Below are 23147 nucleotides of genomic sequence, written 5' to 3'. Positions count from 1 at the left end.
AATTACTAGCGAAATCTCGCAGCTCTACCTGTTTTTCATATGGACGGAATAAAGGGCACTTGTTATAGGTTATGCGCTCCATTAAGAACATCATCACGTAAACCAAGTGACGCTGAAAGTACTTCAATCCCTAGAAGATAGCCTTCGCTATCAACATCGATCGTCACTTGTGTTTGCCCGTTTGGGGTTTCTATGAGAGAAACCTGTTGAGCTGATTCTTTTGGTTCAATGTCGTTACCAAAGGTAATGTACGCAGCATCGGCTTCTCTGTCATAAGTCATCTTCATGAGGCTACCCTTTCGTGACTGTAATGATGTTGCTGGTTTTGTTAGCCACTATAACCCGAATTCTATTTTCCCTTTTCCTTGTGTGAATACTGACGTTGTTTTCTTTCCTGCGTGAAGTGCCTCGGGTTTACTTCCTAGGCGTTTGCCCTGGTTTTCATTTTCTCTGATGTGCTCGCGATGCGCCAGTAGTAGTTCTCAACCTCGACCGGGGTGCGGTAGTCAAGGGCTTGGTGGAGCCGGGTCTGGTTCCACCAGGTCACCCATTCGAAGGTAGCGATCTCGACCTCAAGAACGTCTTTCCATCGATGGTTATTGATCAGCTCGTTCTTATATGAGCTGTTGACGTTCTCGGCTAGTGCGTTGTCGTAGGAATCCCCAACCGTCCCGGTTGATGGAGTGATACCAGCATCTGTGAGCCGATCGTTATACACAATCGACACATACTGCGATCCGTGGTCTGAGTGATGTATCACCCCGGCCGTTTCCTTCGCGCTCGTGATCGCCTGATTCAACGCCTGCAACGGTAATGCCTCGGTCCGCATGGAATCTGATAGTGCCCAGCCCACGATCTTGCGAGAGAACACGTCCGTCACAAACGCCGCATAAACGAACCCTTGAGCGGTTCGAACATAAGTAATGTCCGCGACCCACAGCCGGTTCGGACCAGCGGCGTGAAACTCGCGATGAACCAAACCTGGTCTGGTATCTTCCCTCCGGGCTTTGTGTGTCGTGATCGGGGAACGTCCCTTGCCCTTCCCGGATACTCCTGCCAGACGCATGAGCCTCGCGGTCTGCTCGCGGCCGACCCGCACGCCACGGCGGGAGAGCGCGTGCCACATTTTCCGCACACCGTAGACACCATAGTTCTCCCCATGGATCTGGAGAACCTTGGCAACCAGCTCACGGTCCCGGATGCTCCTAGCGCTCGGCGTACCATATGCGTTACGATAGCCGCGGGAAGTGATGAAGCCTCCCTGACGTTGCTCATTTAACGTCGCACAAATGAACACGGGCTGTGAAACGATCACGATACTCGTCAATAAACGCGATCAAATACGGACGTTGGGGGCCTGGTTCTGACGCGAAAAAAGCCGACGCGGCCTTCAACAACTCGTTCGTATCGCGCAGTTCTTGATTCTCCCGGCGCAGCCGAGCATTCTCAGCCACAAGGTCTTCCTCAGCCCGTGTGACCTGACCGGTCTTGCGTGCTTGCTGTAACGCCGGGCAGTGTGCCACGAAACCCCAAGCTTGGGCGCGACTACCTGACACGCGTCTTGAATCGAGAGCCCCTCAGCAAGGATCCGATCCTCCACCAACCAGACAACCCGATCCTTCGCTTCCTGATCAAATTTCATGCGGCTCTCCAGATTTTCCCATCCACTCAAACGGAAGAAAACTCGGGACACTTCAACAATGACTTGCACTCCTCACTGGGCTACTTCAGCCCAAGGAAATACGCGGAACGATGGAGAGAAGGAAACACGGTCAACGCCTTAAACCGACTGGACCTAATTCTTAGGCCACTCCAACTGCCCGAAACCCACTAAATTGCCCCTGTCAATTTGAGGAAAAGAAATCCTCGTATGATTCTGAAGTAGGTATCTGCCTTATTTCGCGGGTCGCTACAAGATGTAGAACACAGACTGTAACTGCAGCAATACAAACTGATATCGCGAATTCAAATCCGAACTGCTCGTAAATCACGGTGGCACTGAGCGTTGCTATTGTCGTGAGAAATAATTCAACTACGCCAACGGCGGCAAAGAATCGACCTAAAGCATTTTTCGGGACGGACAGCATCTGTACAGACCCCATGACCGCACTTCCAGCAGGGAGCAGAACCATTGAAGGCGCGAGAACGACAATTCGAAGATAAGTGGACTCGACTAAAAGTAATAGGACTAGCGTTGATAATGGTAAGAGGTAGGCTAGTAGTATCAGTATCCCGCCTTTGACTCGCGATATAAGTTTAGGCGCTACGATTGCGCCAACGAACACACCAACCGCAACGGAAGTGTTCAAGAAACCAGCAGTAATTGCATTACCCTCTATACTCACGATATGCATAGTGGTTATGAGTAGCGCCGCGTTAAACACTGCAAACGCAAAATTCCCAGAAGTTGCGCTTACCCTCAATAAGCGACTCTTTTTTAAGATGTGAAAGCCTTTAGTAAGATTTCCTAGACTTAATTTCTTATTAGAAGAAGCGCCTGCCTCTTGCACGGGCTCAAAAATATTTTTAGGGAGGAATGCAGCGGATACAGCAGCAATGCAATTAAGTATAACATTTACGACGTAAGGGAATGCATTTCCAATCTCGAGAAGAAAGCCGCCGACTGGTGTGCCGGCAAACTCAATAACAGAGTCACGAGCCTGGCCTACAGAAATAGCTTTAGGCAAGAGTTTAGTCGGGATGAAAGACCGTAGCATGACGTTAGTTGTTGTTCCCGCTAGCCCAGATCGTAGACCTAGAAGAAATGCAAGGACTATGGCAGAGAATAAATTAAAACTGCCGGTCGCTATGAGCGCGGCTCCCGTAAGGAATAAAGCCGCACCCACAACGGCACTCCAAATAACAAGTGTCCTTTTATTTATTGCGTCTTGTAGCCACCCTCCGAAAATACTCGAAGTCCCCGCAGTTACGGTTCCTACCGCTGAGACGAGACCAGCTGCAGAAGCCGAACCAACAACGAGTAGAACGATGATCGGTAAAGCAAATCCATTAATAGATATCGCTGCCGTAAAGGAGGTGTCCGTTAAAAACCAAGCAACATAACCCTTTACGGCCACCAGCCGATCACCGGACCGAAGTGAATTGCGCATTCTTCCACCCTTCAATGAGACCTTCAAGGGAACCCATACGAAAATTACAACTGACCAGATCGTACCCCGTCAGAACCTCTTTCTGCGAATACACCGCGCCAGGGCATCCTCTGCACACCTCTCGAATCTCACAGCCAACACAGTTTTCACTAAGCATAGGCCGAGCAGTCTGGAGCTCACGCAAAATTGCAGACCTCCGCTCGCTGGGAACGAATGAGCCCTTGCGCATTTTTCCCATAGACCAATTCTCTTTTTATTCAGTAACGTGTAGCACGGAAGTACGTTGCCGTCTGCCGTGATCGTGCACGTAGAAGCACCGAGAGCACACCATCCATGGCTTGATTTAGGGCCAAATAGTACTGCTAGCTGATCTTCGACGACAGCCCTATAAGAAACATGCTCTTCCTTGCGGCGAACACACTCTCGAAGGTATTCAAGTGAGGTTTCTCTGATCCAGCCAGAAAAGGCAACCTGCCTATCATCCGAATCGGGGAAGGTTGCCTGCAATGGCGTTAATATGACACGTCTTGGATTGAAAATCGAGACTATGTAATCATGGAGTCCAATCATGGTGAGTCCGGAGCGTTGGTGTATTGTGGAATAAACGCATTCAACCCCATCAATCTCAACACCAACGTCTTTGTATCGATCGGCAACGGCACAGATTCTCGCAAAGGAACCCTTCCCGTTTCGAAATCTACGATTCTCATCATGTATATCTTGCGGACCATCAATAGATGCTGTAACTCGAATCCGCGCCCTCTTAATAAGGTCGACAATCCGTGGTGAATAAATCGTAAGATTCGTTACGCAACCAACAGATATCTCATCTCTCCTATGAGGATGCTTCAGTGTGTACTCTTCGAGAGCTTTTACAAAGCCAGTTAGTGCAGGGATGTTCATCAACGGTTCGCCGCCAAAAAGTTTGATCCGTGAAAGTGTCGGCTGGTCTTCAAGGATCTGAAGTGTGTACTGATATGCATGCTCTTCCGACATCCAAGATGGCGATTCGGCAGAGTAGAGTCCCTCATTTGCAAAGCAATAATCACAGGTTAAATTGCAACCTTCAGAGATATTTAGAACAAGTTCCGAAAGTTGAGGTAGGGGCGTCTCGACCTTGCCTAAAGACTCGCGAACCTTTGCAAAGATTTCCGAAACTAGTTGATTATTGAATTTCACGCCTAGACCTCGCTCGAAATGAAACGCTAAATTCAAAGGTTGGTTCGGAGTTCAAGGACTTTAGGTTTTGAACTCCGAACTAACCTCGCCAGTTAGAGTCCCATTCCGTTGCATCCAATTCCGCACCAGCCCGGCGCTTCAACTTCATGCTTGCGCATGTAGTCAGCCATAGACTCCAAAATTACATCCGACATTTCTCTTCCTTTCAGATTATATGACTATTTGTTGATTTGAATAATATTCAAGTTGCTCATCGCCAGAGAGGGACTAAGGTCTCTTGAGAGTCATGGGTCAGTCTTCAATTAGAGAATTCAAGCGTGGGCCTGCTGATGGCTTTGTCGTCGCGACAGTACTCATTGCGTCCCGCACGGCGTTCACAACAAGCCGGTCAGATGAAATGGTCCGGGTTTGCTTCCTAGGCTTCCCACCATCAACCAGGTGCTGATGATAGGTCACAGATACATATTGGGCGGATTCAACTGGTCGTTGCAACACTCTGATTTCTAGGAGTGTGGCATTTGGGAAGATCTAAAGGTTGGGTTCAGTCCCGAATGGGTCGTGAAGAGATGTTTTCGCCAGGTCATCCGGGGCATAGCCGTGAGGTCGAGAGAGAATTCTGGAATCTTATTGGTATGGGATGAGCTTCTGAGCTCGCGGCTGTGAAGGCCGGTGCCTCACAGGCTGTTGGTACACGTTGGTTCAGACAAGCCGGCGGGTTCAGTCCAATCAAACAAGTATTTGCTCACTTCGCGCCACAGCGGATGAATCATAAGAAAGTTGCTCGACTGATGCGTCTGGCAGGGATTGAGGACAAAACGTCCAAGGAAGAAACATTACAACTCTTTCACTGGAACGCTTGCCTCGATACCAAATGTTGTTGACCGACAGTTTCATGCCAAAAAGCCAGGCAAACTCCTAGTCACAGATATCACCCAGTTAACGTGGGGCGGACAAAAATACTATTTCTCCCCGCTCACAGACTTGTATAACAACGAGATCGTGTCATGGCGTGTATCTGCGGCTCCCGAAACTTACTGCTCGGATTGGATACAAAATAGCGAGTGTCTGGCGCTCGCGACTTAGTGGGTTCAGGCCAGGTATTCGCCGTTACTCACGGATTGAATCGATTGTAGAAGGATGGGCAATGAATACTGTACCTGGCCGGCCTGACCCATCGGGACGTCTCCTTCTTATAGGAAATAGCTTTGATCTGATGCATGGCATGAGTACGCGCTGGGAAGAGTTCCAAAAGTGGTGGCTAGGGAACATAAAAAGCCAAAAACGTGCTTTGTTCAAGTTTTGAAGTGTCAGGGGGACTTGGAACTCAAGAACATTTGCCTGTGGATTGTTGATAAAACTTTTGATGAGATTGGCTCGATCCTCGAATCTCTTTATTTCGAGGGCTCTGAAGACCCTCTCGAGGAAGTGCTATTCTTGAACTTGTGCTACTTAGCTGTAGAAGCGCGCGGTATATCTAGCGGATCGAAGATCGGAATTAACTGGAGTGCTTTCGAGGCTCTCCTCAAGCGACTCGACCTTCCAGGCATAGATTGTCATTGCGGCCCCGGCGAAAAATGTGACTGGGAATCTGCTAGCGCGTTGAAGGAGAGGCCGAAGGTATTCGGAGAGTATTGATGCTTCAGGAACGCATGCGGCAGTGGATGGGCACTGTGGAGCCGGCAAAGACTTCCTTTAACAGAGTAGCTAAACTGGTAGAGGACGCTGACGTGATAATCACTATGAACTATACTGATACGGTCGAGCGCCTTTATTCGGGCGGATCCGTGGAGCTTATACATATTCACGGGAGATATTCGTCAAGGAATGGCCGGCTAGTCGTTGGCTCTCCTGAAGGTGAAAGGGTCACGGTGAGGGCGATTACGAAGAATCAAATTTGACATCGTGTGCTGTCTACTACATTGTGAATTCAGATTTCCGCCGGTCGCTTGTGAAGGTCCCGAAACTTGATGTTCTTAATAAGTCCCTTCGGGGAGTTCCCGACCTTCGGCAAGTCACAACTCTCGGTTTTTCATACGGTGCAGTTGATCAGCAATACATCAACACGATTGCCAAGAATACAACGGAAGATTCTCGTTGGACGGCCTACGTTTATACGGATTCCGATAGGGAAGTAGCTGAAATATCCTTGCAGATAGCTGGTTATCGCGGCGCGCTGGAATTCCCGTGCAGTAAGGAACTTCAACGATAGTGTGTTTCTTCCGTGTGGTTCCATTTGTCGATGTTCGTAATCACTTGAGACTCAGGCTTACCTGACTATCTTGATACTCTGTCCCTGAAGGCGAATTCGATAGTGCCGTCTGTTTGAGCGGTGGCGTAGTCGATGAGCGTGTGGAACAAGTATGGCGTGAATTCGAGGTGTGCGCTGTCTAGCTTGGAGATCTCGGTTTTGTAGTATTCGTAGGCTTTGAGGTGGTTCTGCTTGTCGATGATTTGGTTGGTGAGCCTCTCGTGCTGGTCGGCTAGCTTTGTGTGCCTGGTGGTGAGCGCGTTGAAGCGGCGGGCGTATTCGTGTTGGTTGAGGGCGCTTTTCGCGTTCCGGTCGATAATTCGGTAGTCGGTGGTGCGACCTTTTCGCGGCAGGCCCAACTTTTTCGCGGCACGGCTTTCGCTGGGCTGAGTTTTGTTTCAAAAATGTTAGGCGGAGAATTGCGTTCCTGAGCGCCTGATCTACTGGGAGTCAAACCTAAGTCTCCATACTCAACTGCATAACTCGCACTTTGGCTTGCTGTCAGGCGAAGAAGTCCATGTGTCCTACTGCGGGCAAGCCTCTCATTTTGTATCATCTTCGGCAACTAGATAACTTCTAGGAGCCTGAACGGCCGTGCTTACTCGAGCGAATGTGGTAAAGCAAAAGAGGTAAAGCCAAATCTGGTGTTAATGTGTGCGAAGCACACATTAACGAGGTCCATGTAGTTCTCCGCAACGCGAAGCGGTTGAAAGCACAAAACATCCGCATCCCCTTTTTGACACTATCTCTGTGACTACTATATGAAAATGTGAGAGATATCTGGTTCGTTATCCAGACTCTTGGATCAGATGTTAGAGCTGATGTCGGCTCATCAACCAGGTGTTGAAGGAGTATCTGGAGCCGTGCCTATCAAAAACAAGACCGGCGAGTAATGCTCAATCAACATGTCTTGCTATTTGTAAGGCGTAAGTATTAGAATGTCTTACAAGGAGGATGTTATGGCTTCAGTTACTGTACGTGTGGATGATGAGACGAAAGAGGCGGCAGCGGCGATCGCTGAGGATTTTGGCTTTGACTTGTCGTCGGTGACGCGTGCGTTCTATAAGCAGATGATCCGCGAGAATCGGATCCCGCTGAACCTTAGCTACGGTGAGCCTAACAACGCTTCCCTCGAAGCGCTGGCTGATGCCAAGTGCATGTTCGAAGAGGGCGATTCTCGATTCCAGAAGCCCGAGCAGATGTTCGAGGCTCTCGGGCTCTAGGTTCCTCAGTAATGTTGCGCCCTGGTGGAGCGGGCTGAAATCTAGGACCGGGCGGCTTGAGGGCCTCCCTGGGTTAGGTGCCATTGTTTGGCGTACTGCGCTGGCGGGACAAAGCCCAAGCTTGAGTGCGGATGACACGTATTGTAGCGCTTCGACCACAACCTGAGGCAGTGGCTGGCGTGGGCCGGGTCGTCGAACATCTCGTCTTCGAGTAGCTCATCGCGGAGGCGGTTGTGAAACGACTCCACGAATCCGTTGTGCCATGGCCTTCCTGGTGGTATGAACGCCTCAACAGTGCCCTCCTTGGCTGCCCACTTGTTCAGCTCGTGGCTGATGAACTCAGGGCCGTTATCCATGCGCAACACTCGCGGACGGCCACCTCTGGAGGCAGCAAGATTGCTCAACAGTTCAATGACTGACACGGCGGTAATAGACCGCCCGACCTCGAATCCCACGTGCTCACGTGTGAACTCATCGATGACGTTGCAGATCTTAAACGTCTTACCGTGGTAGTCAGTGTCGAACTGGAAGTCCAATGCCCACACATCACCGGGACACGCAGCTGGCTCAACCCGAGGGGTGGATAGGGGCAGACACCGCCGCTTGGGAGCCTTGCGTGGAAACACCCGCAGACCCTCCTGGCGCCATATGCGGCGCACGACATCGCGGCCGCAGTCAAACCCGGCCTCACGAGCCTTAACCCACGCGCGGCGGTAGCCCCAGCGACGATGGGATGCAGCGAAGGTCACCAACCAGCTACGCAACGAGGCGTGCTTGTCGGTGGCAGAAGGCCCGGTTGTGTGGCGTCGGGCGTTGTAGTACGCCCCGCGGGAAACCCCGACAACGCGGCATGCCAAGCGCACTGAGTACCCCAACGATAGGGCATGGTCAATCGCTTCGTACTTGCGTGCCAGGGTCAGAATTTTCCCTCTGCTAACTCCCTAAGCAGCGACTTTTCGAGTTCAGCCTCCCCAAGCAACCGCTTGAGCTTCTCGTTTTCTTCCTGCAGCTCCTTGAACCGCCGTGCTTCACTGCGAGTCATGTCGCCGTACTGTCTCTGCCACCGGTGATACGTTGCCTCACTGATGCCAAGCTCACGGCAAACCTCTGCCACGGTGCTGCCAGATTCCTTCAAGGACCTGGCCTTGTCGAGCTTCACCACGATTTGTTCGGGTGTGTGCTTCGAGAACTTCTTCATGCTCTCCAATCTTCCTGCCCCAACCGGGGCTGTCACGGAAGACACTCTCAAGCCAGATGGTCTAGTTTTTTCAGCCCGGGCCACCGGAATATACAACCAGGTTTGAGAAGGACGTCAAGCGACTCAAGAAGAAGCATGCCGACGTGGGCCTGCTCAAGGAAGTTATCCGACTCGTGGTGCGCAACGATGAAGAGTCGTTGGCTGAACTCCGCCGCCGTCATCGGATGCATGAGCTCAAGGGCAACTGGGCTGGAGCCAAAGAATGTCACGTTGCTAATTTAGGTGACTGGTTGTGCGTCTGGCAGGTGTCCGACAATCTTGCCATATTCCTTCGCACCGGGACTCCTGATGAGATCTTCCGATGAAACTCTAGGTAACCGTTGGGCGCATGAGAACCGCGATTTTGCGCCCAACTGGGTAGGTTTACACAAACTCCTGCTGAAAATGAATCCGCCTAGAAGTAGCGCCAATGGATGAGCGATAATAACTATCTATATCTTTTGCCTGAGGCTCGTCATTTTTGCAGAGTAAGCGTTTCCAAATTCCCATAGAGTAATCGTAGTGAACATTTAAAACACGAGTGTGGCTTTGAAATCTTTGAATCGAAACTTTCTGAGGTGTTGTTTAGTCACTGTAAATCGTAATAGATAACAGGAGTCAGGTGTCCCTAGTGTTAGATGCCCGGATAGAAAGCTCAGATATTTTTCGCACGTGTTTCTATTACGGTCAATACCGTAGGTAGATCAGATGGGGCCCTCTTTCATATGAAAGAGGGCCCCAGCCTTCGCCCAGCAATCTTACGCATCGTCGCGTGAGAACGCGTTGCGCATCTTCATCGAGGCATCGAACAGCACTTTGTCCAGGAGTTCGTCGGTTTCGCGTTGCAGCATATCGGCGATTCGCTGGTTAGCATCCTCCATGAGTTGACGCGCTTCGGCGCTCACGCCGCCGTCCACTTCGCCGTTGCCATCCATTCCGCCAAGCCCAGCAAGCAGCACGTCAGTTTCTTTCACAACGATGCGCGCCAGCGTGCCAACCTTTTGCTGGTAGCGCTCCACATGCGCGATGCATTCGTGATAGTGCGCGTCGGTAAGCGCCGCAATAATGCGGTTTTGCCAATAGTGCGCTTCGGTAGTCACGCGCCCAGTGGTATCGGCAAGGTATGACGGCGTGGTTGTCACTCGAGCATAGAACGGCACCATGGCATTAAACGGCATAGAACCGAACGCAACCCAGTGCAGCGGTTCGGCGCCAGAGCGCACGTTAAGCCCGCCCACCGACGTCGTCCGGTTAATCCCAATCGTCCGGTACTTGCCGCGATCAAGCCCGTGGCGTGCGTACGGATCAAACTCGGTGCCCTGGTAGTGGTAGGCCATCGCGTACTTGACTTCTTCCATCGGAATCTTGTGTTCCGGCACGCGGCACCAGGGGAGATCGTCGGACATTGGAGTGTAGTCGGCTCCCGGCCCGTCCCACACGTTCGAACGTGGATTGAAGTAACGCTGGAGCCCCCACGCGCGAGGCGTGTTGTATGTGTGGTCTGAATCGGAGTGCGAACCGAAGGCATGACGCGGATTGAACGCGCCGCCGGTGCCAAGATCCAAATGGTTGTCCGCGATGAACTCGCGCATATCAGCCGAACACATGTAGTTGTGTTGCTCGCCGAAGGCGTCGTCGATATCAAACTCATCCAAGCCGAGCTGGTTAGGAATAATCGCGTACGAATCGTCAGGCAAGCGGCGCGCCATCCAATGATGCCCGCCAATCGTTTCGAGCCACCAGATCTCATCTGCGTCCCCAAAAGCAATGCCGTTCATTTCGTACGTGCCGTACTCTTCAAGCAGCGTGCCGAGCCGCGTCACGCCTTCCCGTGCCGTGCGAATATATGGCAAGACGAGCAACACCAGGTCCTCTTCACCGATACCACCTGGGCGTTCGGGTTCGTAATCAGCATCGCCTTCCGTCCCGCGCGCAGGCACGAGTTCCACTAGCGGATCTGCCGCCAAGACACGTTCGTTGCTTGTTAGCGTTTCCGTTGCCGACATCGCCACGCCCACCGCGTTAATTCCCGCATTCGGCCAGATTCCCTTGTGTTGGACCGCATCCGGCATACACGTATACGCCATCGGATCGTCCGGAAGTTTCACGGTTACGTGCGATTGCGTGGAAACGTAGGTTCGTGGCTGGTTTTCTGGCGCGACGACGACGAAGCGCTTCGCCTCAAAATTCCCCGAACCTGAATCATCCGTGCGGGCGATCATCGTGGAGCCGTCATTCGAGGCCTTCTTACCAACGAGGATAGTGGTGCAACCCATGAGAGTCCTTTCTCTTTCCGGTGTGTAGGCGACTTTCCTTATAGTGCGATTGTAACCCCGGGGTCCGACAAGAAAATGAGACGCTGTGATTTTGTGGCGTTTTAGGCCTGGTGCGCGATTGAATCCATATTATTATCGTAAATTGTCATTCTTGATGAAAAAGCTGCCTGTATGAAGATTTCCCGATCAGATCTTGTACGTGGAGCGGCTTTGGCGTGAGTATTAAAGTCCACGTATCCGGCAGTAGCTCTAGTATGTTGTAAGTGTCATGAGCGAGGCGGCGTGGGTGCGTAAGTATTCACGTAAGTATGGGAGCTCAAAGTCTACGTAGCCTGTCCTAGGCGTATAAATCATTTGTGCTTCAATGAGGCGATTGCGGTAGGTGTTGGCGTACTGTGGTGTTTGGGTCAAGACCTTGCGCAATAGTCTTGGTTTGTGAAGGGCCATCGTTTTGCGCGCCTAAGAAAAGTAACAGGGTTCGTTCCCCTTTTTTCTGCCAGCAATGGCTTAACTGATGATGGAATTCCTGCCATGGCCACTGCAATCTGTCGGTCTTCGCGCACCAGATGCTGGACCGTGGAACTAAATTGAATAATCTCGTCTACATGAAGATGGTGGAGTTCGTCAAGGGTGATAAGAATACCTGTGGGTTCTTGATTGATTTTATGGCTCACTTCTACGAGAGCATCAAGAAGAAGGCTTGCAGCTTCACGAAAAGTTGGCTCTTTGTACGTTTGTGCTACCCACTGTGTGCCGAAGCCCGCTCCTAATATGGAGAAATCGATACCTGTAAGACGGATATCCGTATCTAGTTTTTTAAGGATAGCCCGAGTGAGTCGATCAGTGAAGCCGGGCGTTGCTGTCTCACTGAACACCGTCCACCCTTCATTGAGGGCGACCTGTTCAAACTCATTTAGTATGACTGTTTTTCCAATTCCTCGCGGGCCTGTCACTAGGGAAATGCGCTCGTGTGCGCCCGGGCCATCTATGATGCCTTGCTGGAAATCATCAATGATGTGCGAGCGTCCTGGAGTGGAGGTGTCGAGCCTAGCGAGGCTTTGAAAGGGTTGCGTTTTCTCATACAGCTAGTATAACTTTCTTATTCTTTCTTATCTTTCTTATCTTTCTTATTTTTCTTATAAAACGACGATGCTGAGTAAGTTTGAATCGTTGTAGTTAACTAGCGCGATCTTTGAAGATGTTGATGTCCCGGATGTTATGCGTCAATAATTTTCGGGATACTGAATAGACCTTTGAGTTCTGCTTTGACGAAGAATTGGAGTTCGTAATGAGCTTCGCCAGCCGCGATTGCAGTATTTACCGCGTTAATTTCCTTATTAATACTATCGATATCCGTGTACCATCCGATGATTTCTTCTTTTCTGCCCCAAAAACCTTTTTCGGTGATTCCAAGGAGGGCGTACTTGATTTTCCCTGTGCCTATCGACGGAGTTGCGCGTACTTCGTAGCACAATAACAATTTCTTCTTATCAAAAGAAGTTATAGCAATGCGGTCAGAAGGTTGCTTTATGTGAATGTAGTGAACCTGAGATTCTTCTTTAGTATCTGCTTTGTGGGGTTCTGAAATTTGATGAAGAGCAAAAAGACTATCAAGGGATATCTCTAATGTCTGCGCTAGTGTCACTAGCTTCTCAACTTCTGGGTAGCCATCCCCAATGGCTATCGCGCAACCTGGTGTTGCAAAGCTACGTATTTCTGTTGGTAGCTCGAATTTTCGAGGCAATCAAAAGTTGCGTGACGTTGATAATGGCGTTAATAAGACCGGGCGGATTCAATCCAGCCTTGATGCGGGCATCGATGCGGGAGAGGATGACTGCTTCCATATACTGGCATTGAGTTGGGTGGTTCGTTTATTTCCTCTTTTATTATGGCAATAATAATCGCGTCGAACAATGATGGGGTGCAGGCAAAATCTCGGTAATCTGAATCAACTACAGATCGTTGAGACATTTTGTACGAGTTTAGTTCATTATGAACGGTCGGCGGGACACGTCGTCTCACCCTTCATCCGGCGAAAAAATATCCTCGATTCGCAAATTGAACAAGGCTGCCATGGCGAAGGCCAGGGGGAGCGATGGATCGAATCTGCCCTTTTCGATAGAGATAATGGTTTGCCGGCTCACTCCGAGCTTATCTGCAAGTACTTGTTGAGAGAATCCATGTTCGGCGCGCAAAGCGCTCACATTGTTTTTCATCGTTCGTCACCCGCGATACTTTTCAAAGGCGTAGCATGCCACAAAGGTGAGTGACATGAAAATAAAGATTCCAGTGAGAGTTATGGCAACGGCGTCGTAATCCAAAAATTGAAAGACTGCGGAACCAATCCCCACTACAGGGAAGGTCGCAAAAAGTGTGTTGTTCCCAGCCCTCGTAAACCATGCGTTTTCGATGCTGTTGTCGGGGTCGCGGACTGCGCCTGTGATCGTGTTGCGGTCTACGGCGAGTGCCCAGACGATCGCAACCCAAATCGGGAATTGGAACGCGAAAAACACGGTAAAAATAAGCCAAAATGGGCCGTTGATTAGGCCAGAAAACGCGATACCGCCACCCGTAAGCGCCGTGATCAGTGCTCCGCCGGGGATGCTTACCGTTAAAGCTGACCGTGTTGAGTTTTTAAGATATCCCCACCGTGATTGTTGTGCGTTCATGAGAGTCCTCCGTTGTGATTGTCGCGCTGTAAAGTTTCCTTTACTTTCTTGCAGTCCTTACGTTACGGGTGTGGCCTGGGAGTGTCAAGTGAACTTAACATTACGCGATGTGTTCGCTGGGTGGCGCTGTTGTGGGGCATAGGTTTGGTTGCGATTTTGTTGGTCCGCTTCCCGTCGCTTCCCGCGCGCGTTTAATTATCTGGTTAAAGTTACTCCCACGAACGCCTCGCATTTTTAAGCCATCGGCGTTTGGCGGAGTTATCGTGGTGGCATACATTCGAATGCGGAGACTGGGGCCGCGCGATTGACGCGCGCGGCCCCACGTCGTGTCACTCCCACGTTGCGCTGTTCGGATCGACTCCGTGCGCCCGCGCATTTGCGTCAATTATCGCCTTGAGCCACTGTGCCAACCCCTCTTCACGGCTATCATAGTGACGCGTAAATCGCAGATCTTCCACGTAGCCACGCGCAAGAATCACCTGTTTAGCGTACGAAACGGGGAACGATTCGGAAAGCAATTCGCGGTGGGCATCCGCCAGTTCGTTTGCTTCTGGACTTCCCGGTAGAACGCCTTGCTTCATTGCCGTTGCGAGACGATTTTCGATGGCGTCGGTGCGTTCCTTTAACGATTTCCAATCGTCCGCGCTCATCTTGGCGCTGGTGCGCTGAGCAATTGCCCAGTCGTCAGTATCGCCCCATTTTTCTTCCGCTTCGGCGTGGTAAGTTGCGAAATTCGCATCTCCGAGAACGTCTGCGATATCGTCAATTGATAATTTTTTATCCGTCATAGCATCCTCCAATAGATGATCGAGAGCCTCTATCATTGCTCTCAGTTCGTGTTCTTTATCTATGAGCTTGTCTCGTTGACGTTGAAAGTGAGCCACGGGATCATCGTTGGAATTAAGTAATTCAACGATGGTGTCTAAATCCATGCCGGTAGCGCGATACACCAACGCTTGTTGAAGGCGGGTGATATCGGCCTCCGAATAGAGGCGATACCCCGACCACGATTCGCGGGAAGGATGCGTGATCCCGCGCTCTTCCCAGTAGTGCAACGTACGTATGGAAACGCCTAGGAGCTGCGCGGTTTCCCCGATGGTTCGTTTTTCTGTGCTCATATCTCTACTTTGATGCCTGACGTGGCGTAAGAGTCAAGTATAACAAGCGATAGGGGGCCAGATGAGCGGGAAGCTGCACAGCAGTGCCGTATATGGCACTGCTGTGCTCCCAGCCGCCGATCGAGCACCTTATACAGAACTATGGCAACATGCTGTGGCAGCCAGCGGTGCCGCAGTTTTCGTTCAGTGATGATGTGAGGTTGCGATTCGTGGGCTGAGGGCTGCGATTGTGATTCCTGCGATGATAGCAAGCCTTGTGCGGGGATTATGAAGCTGTGTGTTGCGTTTGAATATAAGATTTCTGTGAGAGTATCTGGTAGGTTCGCCGCCGTTGCAACAAGCAGACCCAGCGTGATCACTTTGCTTGTGGTTACGGATGTGGCGGATGAGAGCATGTGGAAAAGAAACGAAATTATTGCGGCTCCCCAGAGATATGTAAGGCCATCGGAAAAATATTGTGAATTTTCTGGTGTGGATTGCGCGAAAGATATAAAGTTTTTGGCTGCGAGGATGAGTAGCCATGTGCCGATGACGGATAGCGTGGTGACGTCCAAGATAGATAATCGGTGATGCTGTGAGCGCGAAACAGTGCTGTTTTCCTGAGTATTCATGAAGCCTCCATCGCCTTCTCATGTTGTCGCTGCGTGTTAAATCTAGGGCGTTTCTCTCTGATTTTCTTTAGTGAAACGCGCTCACGTTTTTATGTGACTAAAGCCTAATATAATTCAGTATTAGGGTGTGCTAACCTAATTATGAACGTCATTCAGTATAGGGGGATGTGTATCATGTCTATTGATAATCAACAAGAAAATGCCACGCCAGAGTACAAAACGCGATCACAATCTGGTGTATCTGCTCATAAGGTCGTCTACACCGGAGTCTTTACGGCGATATATTTCGTGATATTTTTTGCGATCGGCATGCTGGGATTTTTCGGTCCGCAATTTATGCTCGTGTCTGGGCCGCTTGCGTTCCTTATCGAAGGAACGATCATCATTCTTATGCTTAACAAAATTAAATCGTTCGGAGCATTGACTGCACTTGGCATCATTATCGGCTTACTGATGCTGCTTACGGGGCATAGCTGGACCACGCTTTTGTTTACAACAGTTATGGCCTTCTTGGGCGATCTTTTGGCATGGACTGGCCGATATGTAAACCGAGGGAAGAATATTTTCGCTTATGCTATTTTGCAGCTGTGGTACATCGGCGCGTGGCTCCCAATTTTCTACGCTGCCGACGCTTATTTCGCTGATATCGCCAGCCAGATGGGGCAAGAATATGCAGACCAGATGCAGGCTCTCTTTACTCCGAAGATCCTGATTATTTTCCTTATCATTGATTTCTTCCTTTCGCTCGTTGGTGGGTGGATTGGAACAGTATTGCTCCAGAAGCATTTCAATAAAGCAGGAATCGCCTGAAATTTGGTGCCAGATGACGACGACGTTCACACATGCACCAATCACCCATGAGAATCGGTTGGCTCTTCTATCGTTAACCTGGAAACCGGTGCGATATTTGCGCAACGATCCACGAACCACGCTCTTTATTGTTGCGGCTATCAATGCGGTAGTGATGGGTAGCGCTAGTACTCCGGTATTGATCGCAGCATCGTTACTTGTTGGCTTTTTGTTCGCTTCGGTGGCAACAGGTAGGGGAGTCCTCACTTTTGTGATTCTTGAAGGTGTATTTCTGCTCTTTACTTCGTATGGAGCGTTTTTGGGAACGCAAGGCTTTGTGGCATTCATGGTCGGTATGAGTTTTTGGATGGCTCGTTTTACATTAACTGTAACGATCGGTATCTATGCGATTTATTCGATGAGCGTGGCACGATTGGCGGCTGCCCTCTACGATCTTCGCTTGCCTCGATCGCTTGTTTCTGCCATTTTGGTGATGCTGCGTTTCGTTCCTACTGTGTTTGCTGAGTTTAAAGCGATACAAGAAGCCATGAAACTTCGTGGAATACAGCTCATGGGGCGAGACGTCATTATTCACCCATTAAAAACGGTGCAATACCTGATCGTTCCTCTCCTGGCAGGAGTGTTACGAATTGCCGACGATCTTACCGCGTCGGCAGTGATTAGAGGATTGGGTGGCCCGCAACGCCCGCGTCCATTGTGCGGAACGTCAATGGGCGTATCCGACGCCGTTCTTATCGTCATCACCACGACGCTGATTGTTGTGCGGATCTGTAACCCAGACGCTGCGTCGATCTTCGTGCTCGTTACAGGAGGCCAGTGATGGAAATGCAAGAAGGATGTATTTCTTTCGTTGATGCGTCGTTCGCTTATCCAGTTCCACAAGGAGAACAGCCGGCGTATGTGTTTCGGGACTTTACGTTAAATATTCCGCCAGGTAGTTGTACTCTTTTCTGTGGTCCTTCTGGGAGCGGGAAATCTACTGCGTTGAAAATGCTCAACGGGCTCATTCCTCAACTGCAGCCCGGGTATCTTGGTGGGCATATTAAGGTGAATGGTATAGACCTCGAAACGGTTGATATCGTTGATGTTGGCCGGATGAGTGCTACCGTTTTCCAGAACCCGAGAACTCAATTCTTCAGCAGCCATGTTGTATCCGAAATCGCCTACGCTGGAGAAAACTATCAGGTTCCTCCAGATGAATTGTGGGAACGGATAACTAGGGCGGCGCATGACACCCGCGTGTCTCACCTGCTCAATCGCAGTCTCCACACCCTGTCAGGCGGCCAGCTTCAATCGGTTGCCGAAGCGAGCGCGTTGGCCGCCCACGTTCCAGTCCTGCTTTTTGACGAACCCACGGCGAATCTCAGCCCCGAAGCGATCACCAATTTCGCCCGGCTTCTGGCGGAACAAAAGAGCGCCGGAAAAACTATCGTCATCGCAGAACACCGACTCTATTTCCTGCGGGATCTGGTAGATCAGGTGGTGTATTTCCATCCAGGTGAACGCCCTGAAATCATTGATGGAAAAAAGTTCTTTTGCATCACAGAATCGGAGCGTCGCGCTCGCGGCATCCGCACGCTTCACCGCCCTGATAGCGGGTGCGTTCCATCAGTATTTCTCAACCAGAAAGAGACGGATGAGCGAGTGTCGGGCGAACAGAGCGACGTCGAACCACCACTTTCTTCTGGAGTTTCGTTACGAAACGTGCGATTTTCGTACAAAGAAAACCTCGTTTTAGACAACGTAACAACTGATTTTCCGGCCGGTGCGATAACTGCGATCACAGGGCCAAACGGGGCGGGAAAAACGACGCTCGCTCGTTTACTCTGCGGCCTTCTGAAACCTGAATCGGGGGAAATTTTCCTTGATGGAAACGCGATGTCGCCACGTAAACTCACCAACCAGACGTCAATTGTGATGCAAGATGTCCACCGTCAACTATTCTCAGACACCGTTGTTGGCGAAATTGCACTGGGAGCAGATCGCGATGTGGACGCGGAAGCGCTTCTGGCGCAACTGGACCTTACACACACTGCCTCCAGACATCCGTTAAGCCTGTCTGGAGGGCAAAAACAACGATTAGTTATCGCGGCGGCACTCGCAACCAAACGGCGTTTAGTTCTTTTTGACGAACCAACGTCTGGGGTGGACTATCGGCAACTAGAATCCATCGGTTCCCTCTTCCGAAGCCTTGCGCAACAAGGCCACGTCGTTGTGGTCATAACCCACGATCAAGAACTTATTGCCACCTGTGCAGACCTCGTGACTGACATTATGCCAATCCACGAAACGCGTGCTGCTCTATCACATAAGGATGAATATGAACGACACATCTGAACTAAGTAATAAAGAAAAAGACAAAGCGGGGAGAGCCGCGTTCAAAAAACTCATTTCTCCAGTATCTGGACGTATAAAAATTGCACAGGTGCTTGCGGTGGCATCCGCAATCCTGTCTGTTGGGCCTTTTATTGCCCTCGTATGGTTGGCCGATATTCTTGTTTCAGCGTGGCAGGCACATACCAATCCCGATCCTGATGCGGTTTTTAGGGCGCTGATGGTGCTCGTATGCCTGTTTGTTATCCGCCTGTTTTTGTACGTCCTTGCGTTAACAATTACTCATTTTGCGGATGTGGCTTTAAGGAAAGACATACGGCAGAGAATAACGCAACGGATGTCACGAGCTCCACTTGCATGGTTTACTGACACGAATTCAGGGCTGGTGCGGAAAAGCATCCAGGACGATACTACAGATATCCACGCCGTTATCGCGCACGCTCCTGTTGATAATCTAGTGGCGATCATTAGTCCAATCGTGTTGCTTACCTATGCATTCTATGTGAATTGGATCCTTGGATTTGTGGCTATCGCAACCGTTCCTTTCTATATGGGAGCTATGGCATTCATGATGCGTGACATGGGGGAGAAGACGGCCGAGATGGACACTAAGCTCGGAGCTGTCTCGGCCACGATGGTTGAGTTTGTTACCGGAATCAGCGTGGTGAAGGCTTTTGGGCAAACAGGCAAGGCACATGATCGCTACCGATGTGCAGCCGAAGAATTTCATCGGTTTTATCTGGCCTGGTGTGGGCCGATGCTCCGGATGTCAGCGCTCGCTTACTCCACGATTTCTACATCGGTTCTGTTGATCGTGAATTTGGGCCTAGGTGCGCTTATCGTGAATGCGGGGTATGCGGAAGCAACCGACGTCATTCCAATCTCTATTATTGCGTTGACGATTCCTCAATCAATCGAAGTGTTAGCCAATATGACGTGGGCATTGCAGCTGGCAGGTGCAGCGGCATTACGTATCGAATCAGTGCTGAGCATTCCACAGATTTCCAGTGTGGAAAGCACGCAAGGGCACCCGTTGAATGATGGTGAAGTTTCTCAGGTTGTTTTCTCTGATGTTTCCTTCAGTTATGGTAAAACGAAAGCGCTAGATGGAGTTTCTCTGACATTGGAGCCAGGAACAGTTACCGCACTTATTGGGCCATCGGGTGGTGGGAAATCAACTCTTGCCACGCTACTTGCTCGATTCTCCGATCCAGATCGTGGAAGCATCACGATTGGTGGAACTGATATCAGGATGTTTTCTGATGCTGACCTTTACAGAACAGTAGGGTTTGTTTTACAAGATCCGCAAATCCTTCGCATTTCTCTACGCGAAAATGTGCGGTTGGGATGCCCCAAGGCATCGGATGATGACATCTGGGAGGCGCTGCGGGAGGCGCAGATTGCTGATGATATCGCAGCGCTTCCCTTAGGGCTAGATACGATCTATGGAGTAGATACGTATCTTTCTGGTGGACAGTGCCAACGGCTTTCCATTGCCCGTGCTTTGCTTATTGATCCGCCAATTTTGATTCTTGACGAAGCAACTGCATTTGCGGATCCAGAATCAGAGGCGCTTATTCAGCAGGCCTTAACTCGTTTGATCCATTCCCATGCTGGCGGAAGAACGGTGCTGGCGATTGCTCACCGCCCAGCATCGGTGCGTGGAGTAGATCAAGTAGCGATTTTAGACAAAGGAATACTCAGTGCTGTTGGTAGTCCAACAAGCCTCACTGAACACCCAATTTATGCGGCGCTTGCAGAAGGGACGAGCGAATGACACGCGAAAAACGAGGTTTTACATACCAAATCTTTAGACTTCTGAGCTCGAAGGGGCAACGCAAACTGCGCGTGTCCATCGCATACGCTGTAGCTGCTGGAGCAGTGCGAGGGCTTGCCTTGATCGTTTTTCTTCCTGCCGTTGCAAGCATGGTGAAAAACCAGCCAGTATGGGGGTGCACGATCAGTGGATGGTTAGGCGTGTTGGCGGGGCTAGCACTAGTTTCTTTGATCCTCGAATACCGGTTGGCTATGGTCAACTATGGGGTGGCCCTTGACGCTATGAAGATGCTACACATTGGTGTAGGAGATCAGGTTGCACGTTTACCATTGGGATATTTTTCTGCATCAACGGCAGGAACATTCTCTCGCTTGGTATCGGCTAGCATGCTTAAACTTGGGGAATCGTTTGCTCATATGCTTGCGCCCATTATCATGAATACGATGACCATGCTGACGCTCTTAATCGGGTGTTTCGTGTGGTCGCCGTTGATGGGAATGCTGTTGATGTTGAGCATCCCGTTGATGTTATTAGCAGTTTGGATAGCGCGGCGTTGTGGAAAACTAGATAACACGTTGCAAGAGCCTTCAGTTCAAGAATTATCGATGCGACTTGTTGAGTTTTCACAAAATCAGCCAATTCTACGTGCGTGCGGTCAAGCGGGTTCCTATCAGCCTCTTATAGCTGCGACGATCGCGCAAGAACGATCTGCAGTTCGTGGAATGTGGTGGGCTGTATTAGGACAAAGCGTAGTGGGCACTGCAACTCAATTTATCGCTGTTGGCGCAATGGTTTTGGCTGTCAGTGCCACTTTCGGATTTGACGATCCGATTGCAACCATTGTGTTTATTGGCATTATGCTTCGCTTTACTACGTTACTTTCTGAAGCTGGAACGTTAGTGATGGGATTAGAACTTTCGCGTCCATTGCTTGATCAAGTAACGGCACTTTTGGACGAGCCTGTTATGGCAGACCCTCAACAACCGCGTCCTGTTTCCGTGCCCGGGAAGGTTGAGTTGCGTAACGTGAGGTTTGGTTACGATTCGCGCGTACCGGTTATTAACGACGTGACCCACACGTTCTCTCCTCGTTCTTTTACTGCAATTGTGGGTCCATCTGGTTGCGGAAAGACGACGTTGGCACGGCTTATTGCACGATTCTATGACGTGCAGGAAGGAACCGTTTTAGTCGGTGGTGTTCCGGTGCAAGAGCAACGTATTGAAGATGTGATGGCACAGATTTCGTGGGTATTCCAAGATGTCTATCTCTATGACGATACGTTAGAAGCAAACATTCGGGTGGGTAACCCGCAAGCGTCAGATGCCCAAATTCGGCATGCTGCCGATCTTGCTGGAGTTACCGAAATCGTAGATAGGCTTCCGCATGGATGGCAGACAAGGGTAGGGGAAGGCGGACGTGCGCTTTCTGGCGGAGAACGCCAGCGAGTGTCTATTGCTCGGGCGATTTTGAAAGATGCGCCTATTGTACTTTTTGATGAGGCGACGAGCGCATTAGATCCGGCGAATGAAGGCCACGTTGTACAGTCTCTGAATTATTTGCGTAAGCGGGCTACACTTATTGTTATTGCACATAAGCTCTCAACGATTAAAACTGCAGATCAGATTATTGTTCTCGATTCGTGCGGGAGTATTGTGCAGACTGGTTCTCACGATAAACTGATTGCACAAAAAGGAACGTATCAGGAGTTCTGGGAGTTACGGCATGCTGCGAAGGGATGGTCGCTTACATGATTCATGTGCCACTTGGGCGTAAAACTGGTCCAAAGCCAAAGTTTTCTGCTGCTGATGTTATTGATGCAGTACTAGAAATCGGGCTTGATCGTTTTACGATGGCCCAGGTGGCAAAAAAGGTGGGAGTTGGTGCTCCCAGCTTGTATCGAATCTATGAATCTCGTGAAGATCTGGTGGGGGAGTGCTTGGCGGAGATCGCTCGGCGTGAGCCGTGGGTTTCTCCGCAGCATACTGCGTGGCCAGACATGTTACGGTTTTGGGCTCATTACTGCTGGCAGCTGTGTGAAAAGTATCCTGGGTTTGCTCTGACGTTGTATACGTACCCATTCCCTCAGGTTAATTTCATGGAGGCAGCACCAGGAATCATTGATGATTTCGTACATGCAGGGCTGGATAAAGAAACAACGTTATTTGCGCTCGATTTTATTGGAGATACTGCGATTACGATTCATCTGGGTGTGGGGTGTTACCGGTTTGATCGATCGACACCTGCGGGCAGAGAGCTTATTCGGAAAAATCTAGAGATTACGAATAAGCAACTAGGCGTAGACCTGACGTGTCTGACAACAAGTACTGATCTTTTCGCTGATCTTGTAAAGCCGAAGGTGGAGTTTATTATCCAGGCATTAGAGCTGGGAGTGCGCCCGCCGCATGGAACTATTTTCTAATGCTATCTTGCGGAAATCTGTATGTTTGCACGGTGCGAGGTTCTTTCACACCACCAGCAATGTTTCAAAATATGGACTATATATTTCTTAATATATGAGAAGATTCGTTAAAGTGTAGATTTTGGGGGCTCAACAT

At 50.2% G+C, this 23147-nt stretch carries 24 protein-coding genes and 1 pseudogene; 12 read left to right on the top strand and 13 right to left on the bottom strand.

The window, feature by feature from the left end; translation table 11 throughout:
- Positions 1-62: 62 nt before the first annotated feature.
- The 4 genes and pseudogenes from ARCH_RS06090 to ARCH_RS06070 form a co-directional block, all read right to left on the bottom strand.
- Entirely contained in the window at positions 63-287 is a 225-nt protein-coding gene (locus ARCH_RS06090) for a DUF2283 domain-containing protein (protein WP_013170409.1), read from the bottom strand.
- Positions 288-421: 134 nt separating this feature from the next.
- A pseudogene (locus tag ARCH_RS06085) lies at positions 422-1642 on the bottom strand (IS3 family transposase).
- A gap of 202 nt (positions 1643-1844) precedes the next feature.
- Positions 1845-3110, bottom strand: coding sequence for an MFS transporter (locus ARCH_RS06075; protein WP_013170407.1), 1266 nt, complete (start codon positions 3108-3110; stop codon positions 1845-1847).
- Between the two features lie 69 nt (positions 3111-3179).
- Positions 3180-4289: a radical SAM protein gene (locus tag ARCH_RS06070; RefSeq protein WP_013170406.1), complete on the bottom strand. Its 1110-nt coding sequence runs from the start codon at positions 4287-4289 to the stop codon at positions 3180-3182.
- 1254 nt (positions 4290-5543) lie between these two features.
- Here ARCH_RS06070 and ARCH_RS06065 point away from each other — a divergent pair.
- Genes ARCH_RS06065 through ARCH_RS06055 form a run of 3 tightly spaced genes read left to right on the top strand, consistent with a single transcriptional unit; the run spans position 5544 to position 6498 of the window.
- Entirely contained in the window at positions 5544-5924 is a 381-nt protein-coding gene (locus tag ARCH_RS06065; protein ID WP_187286503.1) for a hypothetical protein, read from the top strand.
- Entirely contained in the window at positions 5924-6187 is a 264-nt protein-coding gene (locus ARCH_RS10505) for an AbiH family protein (protein WP_013170402.1), read from the top strand. Before ARCH_RS06065 ends, ARCH_RS10505 begins: the two co-directional genes overlap by 1 nt.
- Positions 6188-6210: 23 nt before the next feature.
- Entirely contained in the window at positions 6211-6498 is a 288-nt protein-coding gene (locus ARCH_RS06055) for a hypothetical protein (RefSeq protein WP_013170401.1), read from the top strand.
- Between the two features lie 65 nt (positions 6499-6563).
- On the opposite strand, the gene ARCH_RS06050 is transcribed toward ARCH_RS06055, so the two are convergent.
- Entirely contained in the window at positions 6564-6896 is a 333-nt protein-coding gene (locus ARCH_RS06050) for a hypothetical protein (protein WP_041640389.1), read from the bottom strand.
- Between the two features lie 600 nt (positions 6897-7496).
- Here ARCH_RS06050 and ARCH_RS06045 point away from each other — a divergent pair.
- A complete protein-coding gene (locus ARCH_RS06045; RefSeq protein ID WP_013170400.1) occupies positions 7497-7760 on the top strand; it encodes a type II toxin-antitoxin system RelB/DinJ family antitoxin in 264 nt (87 codons plus the stop codon).
- Between the two features lie 41 nt (positions 7761-7801).
- Here ARCH_RS06045 and ARCH_RS06040 read toward each other — a convergent pair.
- Positions 7802-8958, bottom strand: a protein-coding gene (locus tag ARCH_RS06040; protein ID WP_389400668.1) for an IS3 family transposase whose coding sequence is annotated in 2 segments (ribosomal slippage) — positions 7802-8682 and positions 8682-8958 — 1158 coding nt in all. Because the reading frame shifts where the segments join, the coding sequence is not laid out codon by codon here.
- Between the two features lie 143 nt (positions 8959-9101).
- Between ARCH_RS06040 and ARCH_RS10500 the strand changes: the two genes are divergently transcribed.
- Positions 9102-9323, top strand: coding sequence for a type II toxin-antitoxin system mRNA interferase toxin, RelE/StbE family (locus ARCH_RS10500; protein WP_013170399.1), 222 nt, complete (start codon positions 9102-9104; stop codon positions 9321-9323).
- A 432-nt stretch (positions 9324-9755) separates the two neighbouring features.
- Here the strand turns inward: ARCH_RS10500 and ARCH_RS06025 are convergent, their stop codons facing one another.
- The 3 genes from ARCH_RS06025 to ARCH_RS06015 all read right to left on the bottom strand — a co-directional run bounded on the left by ARCH_RS06025 (position 9756) and on the right by ARCH_RS06015 (position 12918).
- Positions 9756-11273: a C69 family dipeptidase gene (locus ARCH_RS06025; protein ID WP_013170398.1), complete on the bottom strand. Its 1518-nt coding sequence runs from the start codon at positions 11271-11273 to the stop codon at positions 9756-9758.
- A gap of 407 nt (positions 11274-11680) precedes the next feature.
- Complete coding sequence (locus ARCH_RS09705) at positions 11681-12358, bottom strand: ATP-binding protein (protein WP_197712437.1); 678 nt, start codon at positions 12356-12358, stop codon at positions 11681-11683.
- A gap of 131 nt (positions 12359-12489) precedes the next feature.
- Positions 12490-12918 carry a hypothetical protein gene (locus ARCH_RS06015; protein WP_013170397.1) on the bottom strand — a complete coding sequence of 143 codons (429 nt, stop codon included), beginning with the start codon at positions 12916-12918 and terminating at the stop codon, positions 12490-12492.
- A 31-nt stretch (positions 12919-12949) separates the two neighbouring features.
- Between ARCH_RS06015 and ARCH_RS09950 the strand changes: the two genes are divergently transcribed.
- Entirely contained in the window at positions 12950-13171 is a 222-nt protein-coding gene (locus ARCH_RS09950) for a hypothetical protein (protein WP_013170396.1), read from the top strand.
- Between the two features lie 120 nt (positions 13172-13291).
- Here ARCH_RS09950 and ARCH_RS06010 read toward each other — a convergent pair whose 3' ends face one another.
- The 4 genes from ARCH_RS06010 to ARCH_RS09945 all read right to left on the bottom strand — a co-directional run bounded on the left by ARCH_RS06010 (position 13292) and on the right by ARCH_RS09945 (position 15671).
- Positions 13292-13489: a helix-turn-helix transcriptional regulator gene (locus tag ARCH_RS06010; RefSeq protein ID WP_013170395.1), complete on the bottom strand. Its 198-nt coding sequence runs from the start codon at positions 13487-13489 to the stop codon at positions 13292-13294.
- Positions 13490-13495: 6 nt separating this feature from the next.
- Positions 13496-13942: a hypothetical protein gene (locus tag ARCH_RS06005; RefSeq protein ID WP_013170394.1), complete on the bottom strand. Its 447-nt coding sequence runs from the start codon at positions 13940-13942 to the stop codon at positions 13496-13498.
- 329 nt (positions 13943-14271) lie between these two features.
- Entirely contained in the window at positions 14272-15060 is a 789-nt protein-coding gene (locus ARCH_RS06000; RefSeq protein ID WP_013170393.1) for a MerR family transcriptional regulator, read from the bottom strand.
- Entirely contained in the window at positions 15057-15671 is a 615-nt protein-coding gene (locus tag ARCH_RS09945; protein WP_013170392.1) for a hypothetical protein, read from the bottom strand. The genes ARCH_RS06000 and ARCH_RS09945 overlap by 4 nt, the downstream gene beginning before the upstream one ends.
- A gap of 174 nt (positions 15672-15845) precedes the next feature.
- Between ARCH_RS09945 and ARCH_RS05990 the strand changes: the two genes are divergently transcribed.
- The 6 genes from ARCH_RS05990 to ARCH_RS05965 are packed head-to-tail and all read left to right on the top strand — an operon-like array spanning position 15846 to position 23011.
- Positions 15846-16481 (top strand): MptD family putative ECF transporter S component, encoded by a 636-nt coding sequence (locus tag ARCH_RS05990; protein WP_013170391.1) that lies wholly within the window; start codon positions 15846-15848, stop codon positions 16479-16481.
- 13 nt (positions 16482-16494) lie between these two features.
- Positions 16495-17301, top strand: a complete 807-nt coding sequence (locus tag ARCH_RS05985; RefSeq protein ID WP_013170390.1) for an energy-coupling factor transporter transmembrane component T family protein — start codon at positions 16495-16497, stop codon at positions 17299-17301.
- Entirely contained in the window at positions 17301-18818 is a 1518-nt protein-coding gene (locus ARCH_RS05980) for an ABC transporter ATP-binding protein (RefSeq protein ID WP_013170389.1), read from the top strand. The genes ARCH_RS05985 and ARCH_RS05980 overlap by 1 nt, the downstream gene beginning before the upstream one ends.
- Positions 18802-20592 carry an ABC transporter ATP-binding protein gene (locus ARCH_RS05975; protein WP_013170388.1) on the top strand — a complete coding sequence of 597 codons (1791 nt, stop codon included), beginning with the start codon at positions 18802-18804 and terminating at the stop codon, positions 20590-20592. The genes ARCH_RS05980 and ARCH_RS05975 overlap by 17 nt, the downstream gene beginning before the upstream one ends.
- Positions 20589-22343: an ABC transporter ATP-binding protein gene (locus tag ARCH_RS05970; protein WP_013170387.1), complete on the top strand. Its 1755-nt coding sequence runs from the start codon at positions 20589-20591 to the stop codon at positions 22341-22343. Before ARCH_RS05975 ends, ARCH_RS05970 begins: the two co-directional genes overlap by 4 nt.
- On the top strand, positions 22340-23011 hold the full coding sequence (locus ARCH_RS05965) for a TetR/AcrR family transcriptional regulator (protein WP_013170386.1): 672 nt from the start codon (positions 22340-22342) through the stop codon (positions 23009-23011). The genes ARCH_RS05970 and ARCH_RS05965 overlap by 4 nt, the downstream gene beginning before the upstream one ends.
- Positions 23012-23147: the final 136 nt, after the last annotated feature.

Origin of the sequence: Arcanobacterium haemolyticum DSM 20595, assembly GCF_000092365.1 — a bacterium.
GTDB lineage: Bacteria > Actinomycetota > Actinomycetes > Actinomycetales > Actinomycetaceae > Arcanobacterium > Arcanobacterium haemolyticum.
This window is presented reverse-complemented; position numbering and strand designations above follow the sequence as displayed.

Bases quoted from the DNA above. Each gene is read 5' to 3' on its own strand.
- ARCH_RS06090 (WP_013170409.1), bottom strand. From the start codon at position 287: ATGAAGATGACTTATGACAGAGAAGCCGATGCTGCGTACATTACCTTT.
- ARCH_RS06075 (WP_013170407.1), bottom strand. From the start codon at position 3,110: ATGCGCAATTCACTTCGGTCCGGTGATCGGCTGGTGGCCGTAAAGGGT.
- ARCH_RS10505 (WP_013170402.1), top strand. From the start codon at position 5,924: ATGCTTCAGGAACGCATGCGGCAGTGGATGGGCACTGTGGAGCCGGCA.
- ARCH_RS06045 (WP_013170400.1), top strand. From the start codon at position 7,497: ATGGCTTCAGTTACTGTACGTGTGGATGATGAGACGAAAGAGGCGGCA.
- ARCH_RS06025 (WP_013170398.1), bottom strand. From the start codon at position 11,273: ATGGGTTGCACCACTATCCTCGTTGGTAAGAAGGCCTCGAATGACGGC.
- ARCH_RS09950 (WP_013170396.1), top strand. From the start codon at position 12,950: ATGGCTATCGCGCAACCTGGTGTTGCAAAGCTACGTATTTCTGTTGGT.
- ARCH_RS06010 (WP_013170395.1), bottom strand. From the start codon at position 13,489: ATGAAAAACAATGTGAGCGCTTTGCGCGCCGAACATGGATTCTCTCAA.
- ARCH_RS06005 (WP_013170394.1), bottom strand. From the start codon at position 13,942: ATGAACGCACAACAATCACGGTGGGGATATCTTAAAAACTCAACACGG.
- ARCH_RS06000 (WP_013170393.1), bottom strand. From the start codon at position 15,060: ATGAGCACAGAAAAACGAACCATCGGGGAAACCGCGCAGCTCCTAGGC.
- ARCH_RS09945 (WP_013170392.1), bottom strand. From the start codon at position 15,671: ATGAATACTCAGGAAAACAGCACTGTTTCGCGCTCACAGCATCACCGA.
- ARCH_RS05990 (WP_013170391.1), top strand. From the start codon at position 15,846: ATGTCTATTGATAATCAACAAGAAAATGCCACGCCAGAGTACAAAACG.
- ARCH_RS05985 (WP_013170390.1), top strand. From the start codon at position 16,495: ATGACGACGACGTTCACACATGCACCAATCACCCATGAGAATCGGTTG.
- ARCH_RS05980 (WP_013170389.1), top strand. From the start codon at position 17,301: ATGGAAATGCAAGAAGGATGTATTTCTTTCGTTGATGCGTCGTTCGCT.
- ARCH_RS05975 (WP_013170388.1), top strand. From the start codon at position 18,802: ATGAACGACACATCTGAACTAAGTAATAAAGAAAAAGACAAAGCGGGG.
- ARCH_RS05970 (WP_013170387.1), top strand. From the start codon at position 20,589: ATGACACGCGAAAAACGAGGTTTTACATACCAAATCTTTAGACTTCTG.
- ARCH_RS05965 (WP_013170386.1), top strand. From the start codon at position 22,340: ATGATTCATGTGCCACTTGGGCGTAAAACTGGTCCAAAGCCAAAGTTT.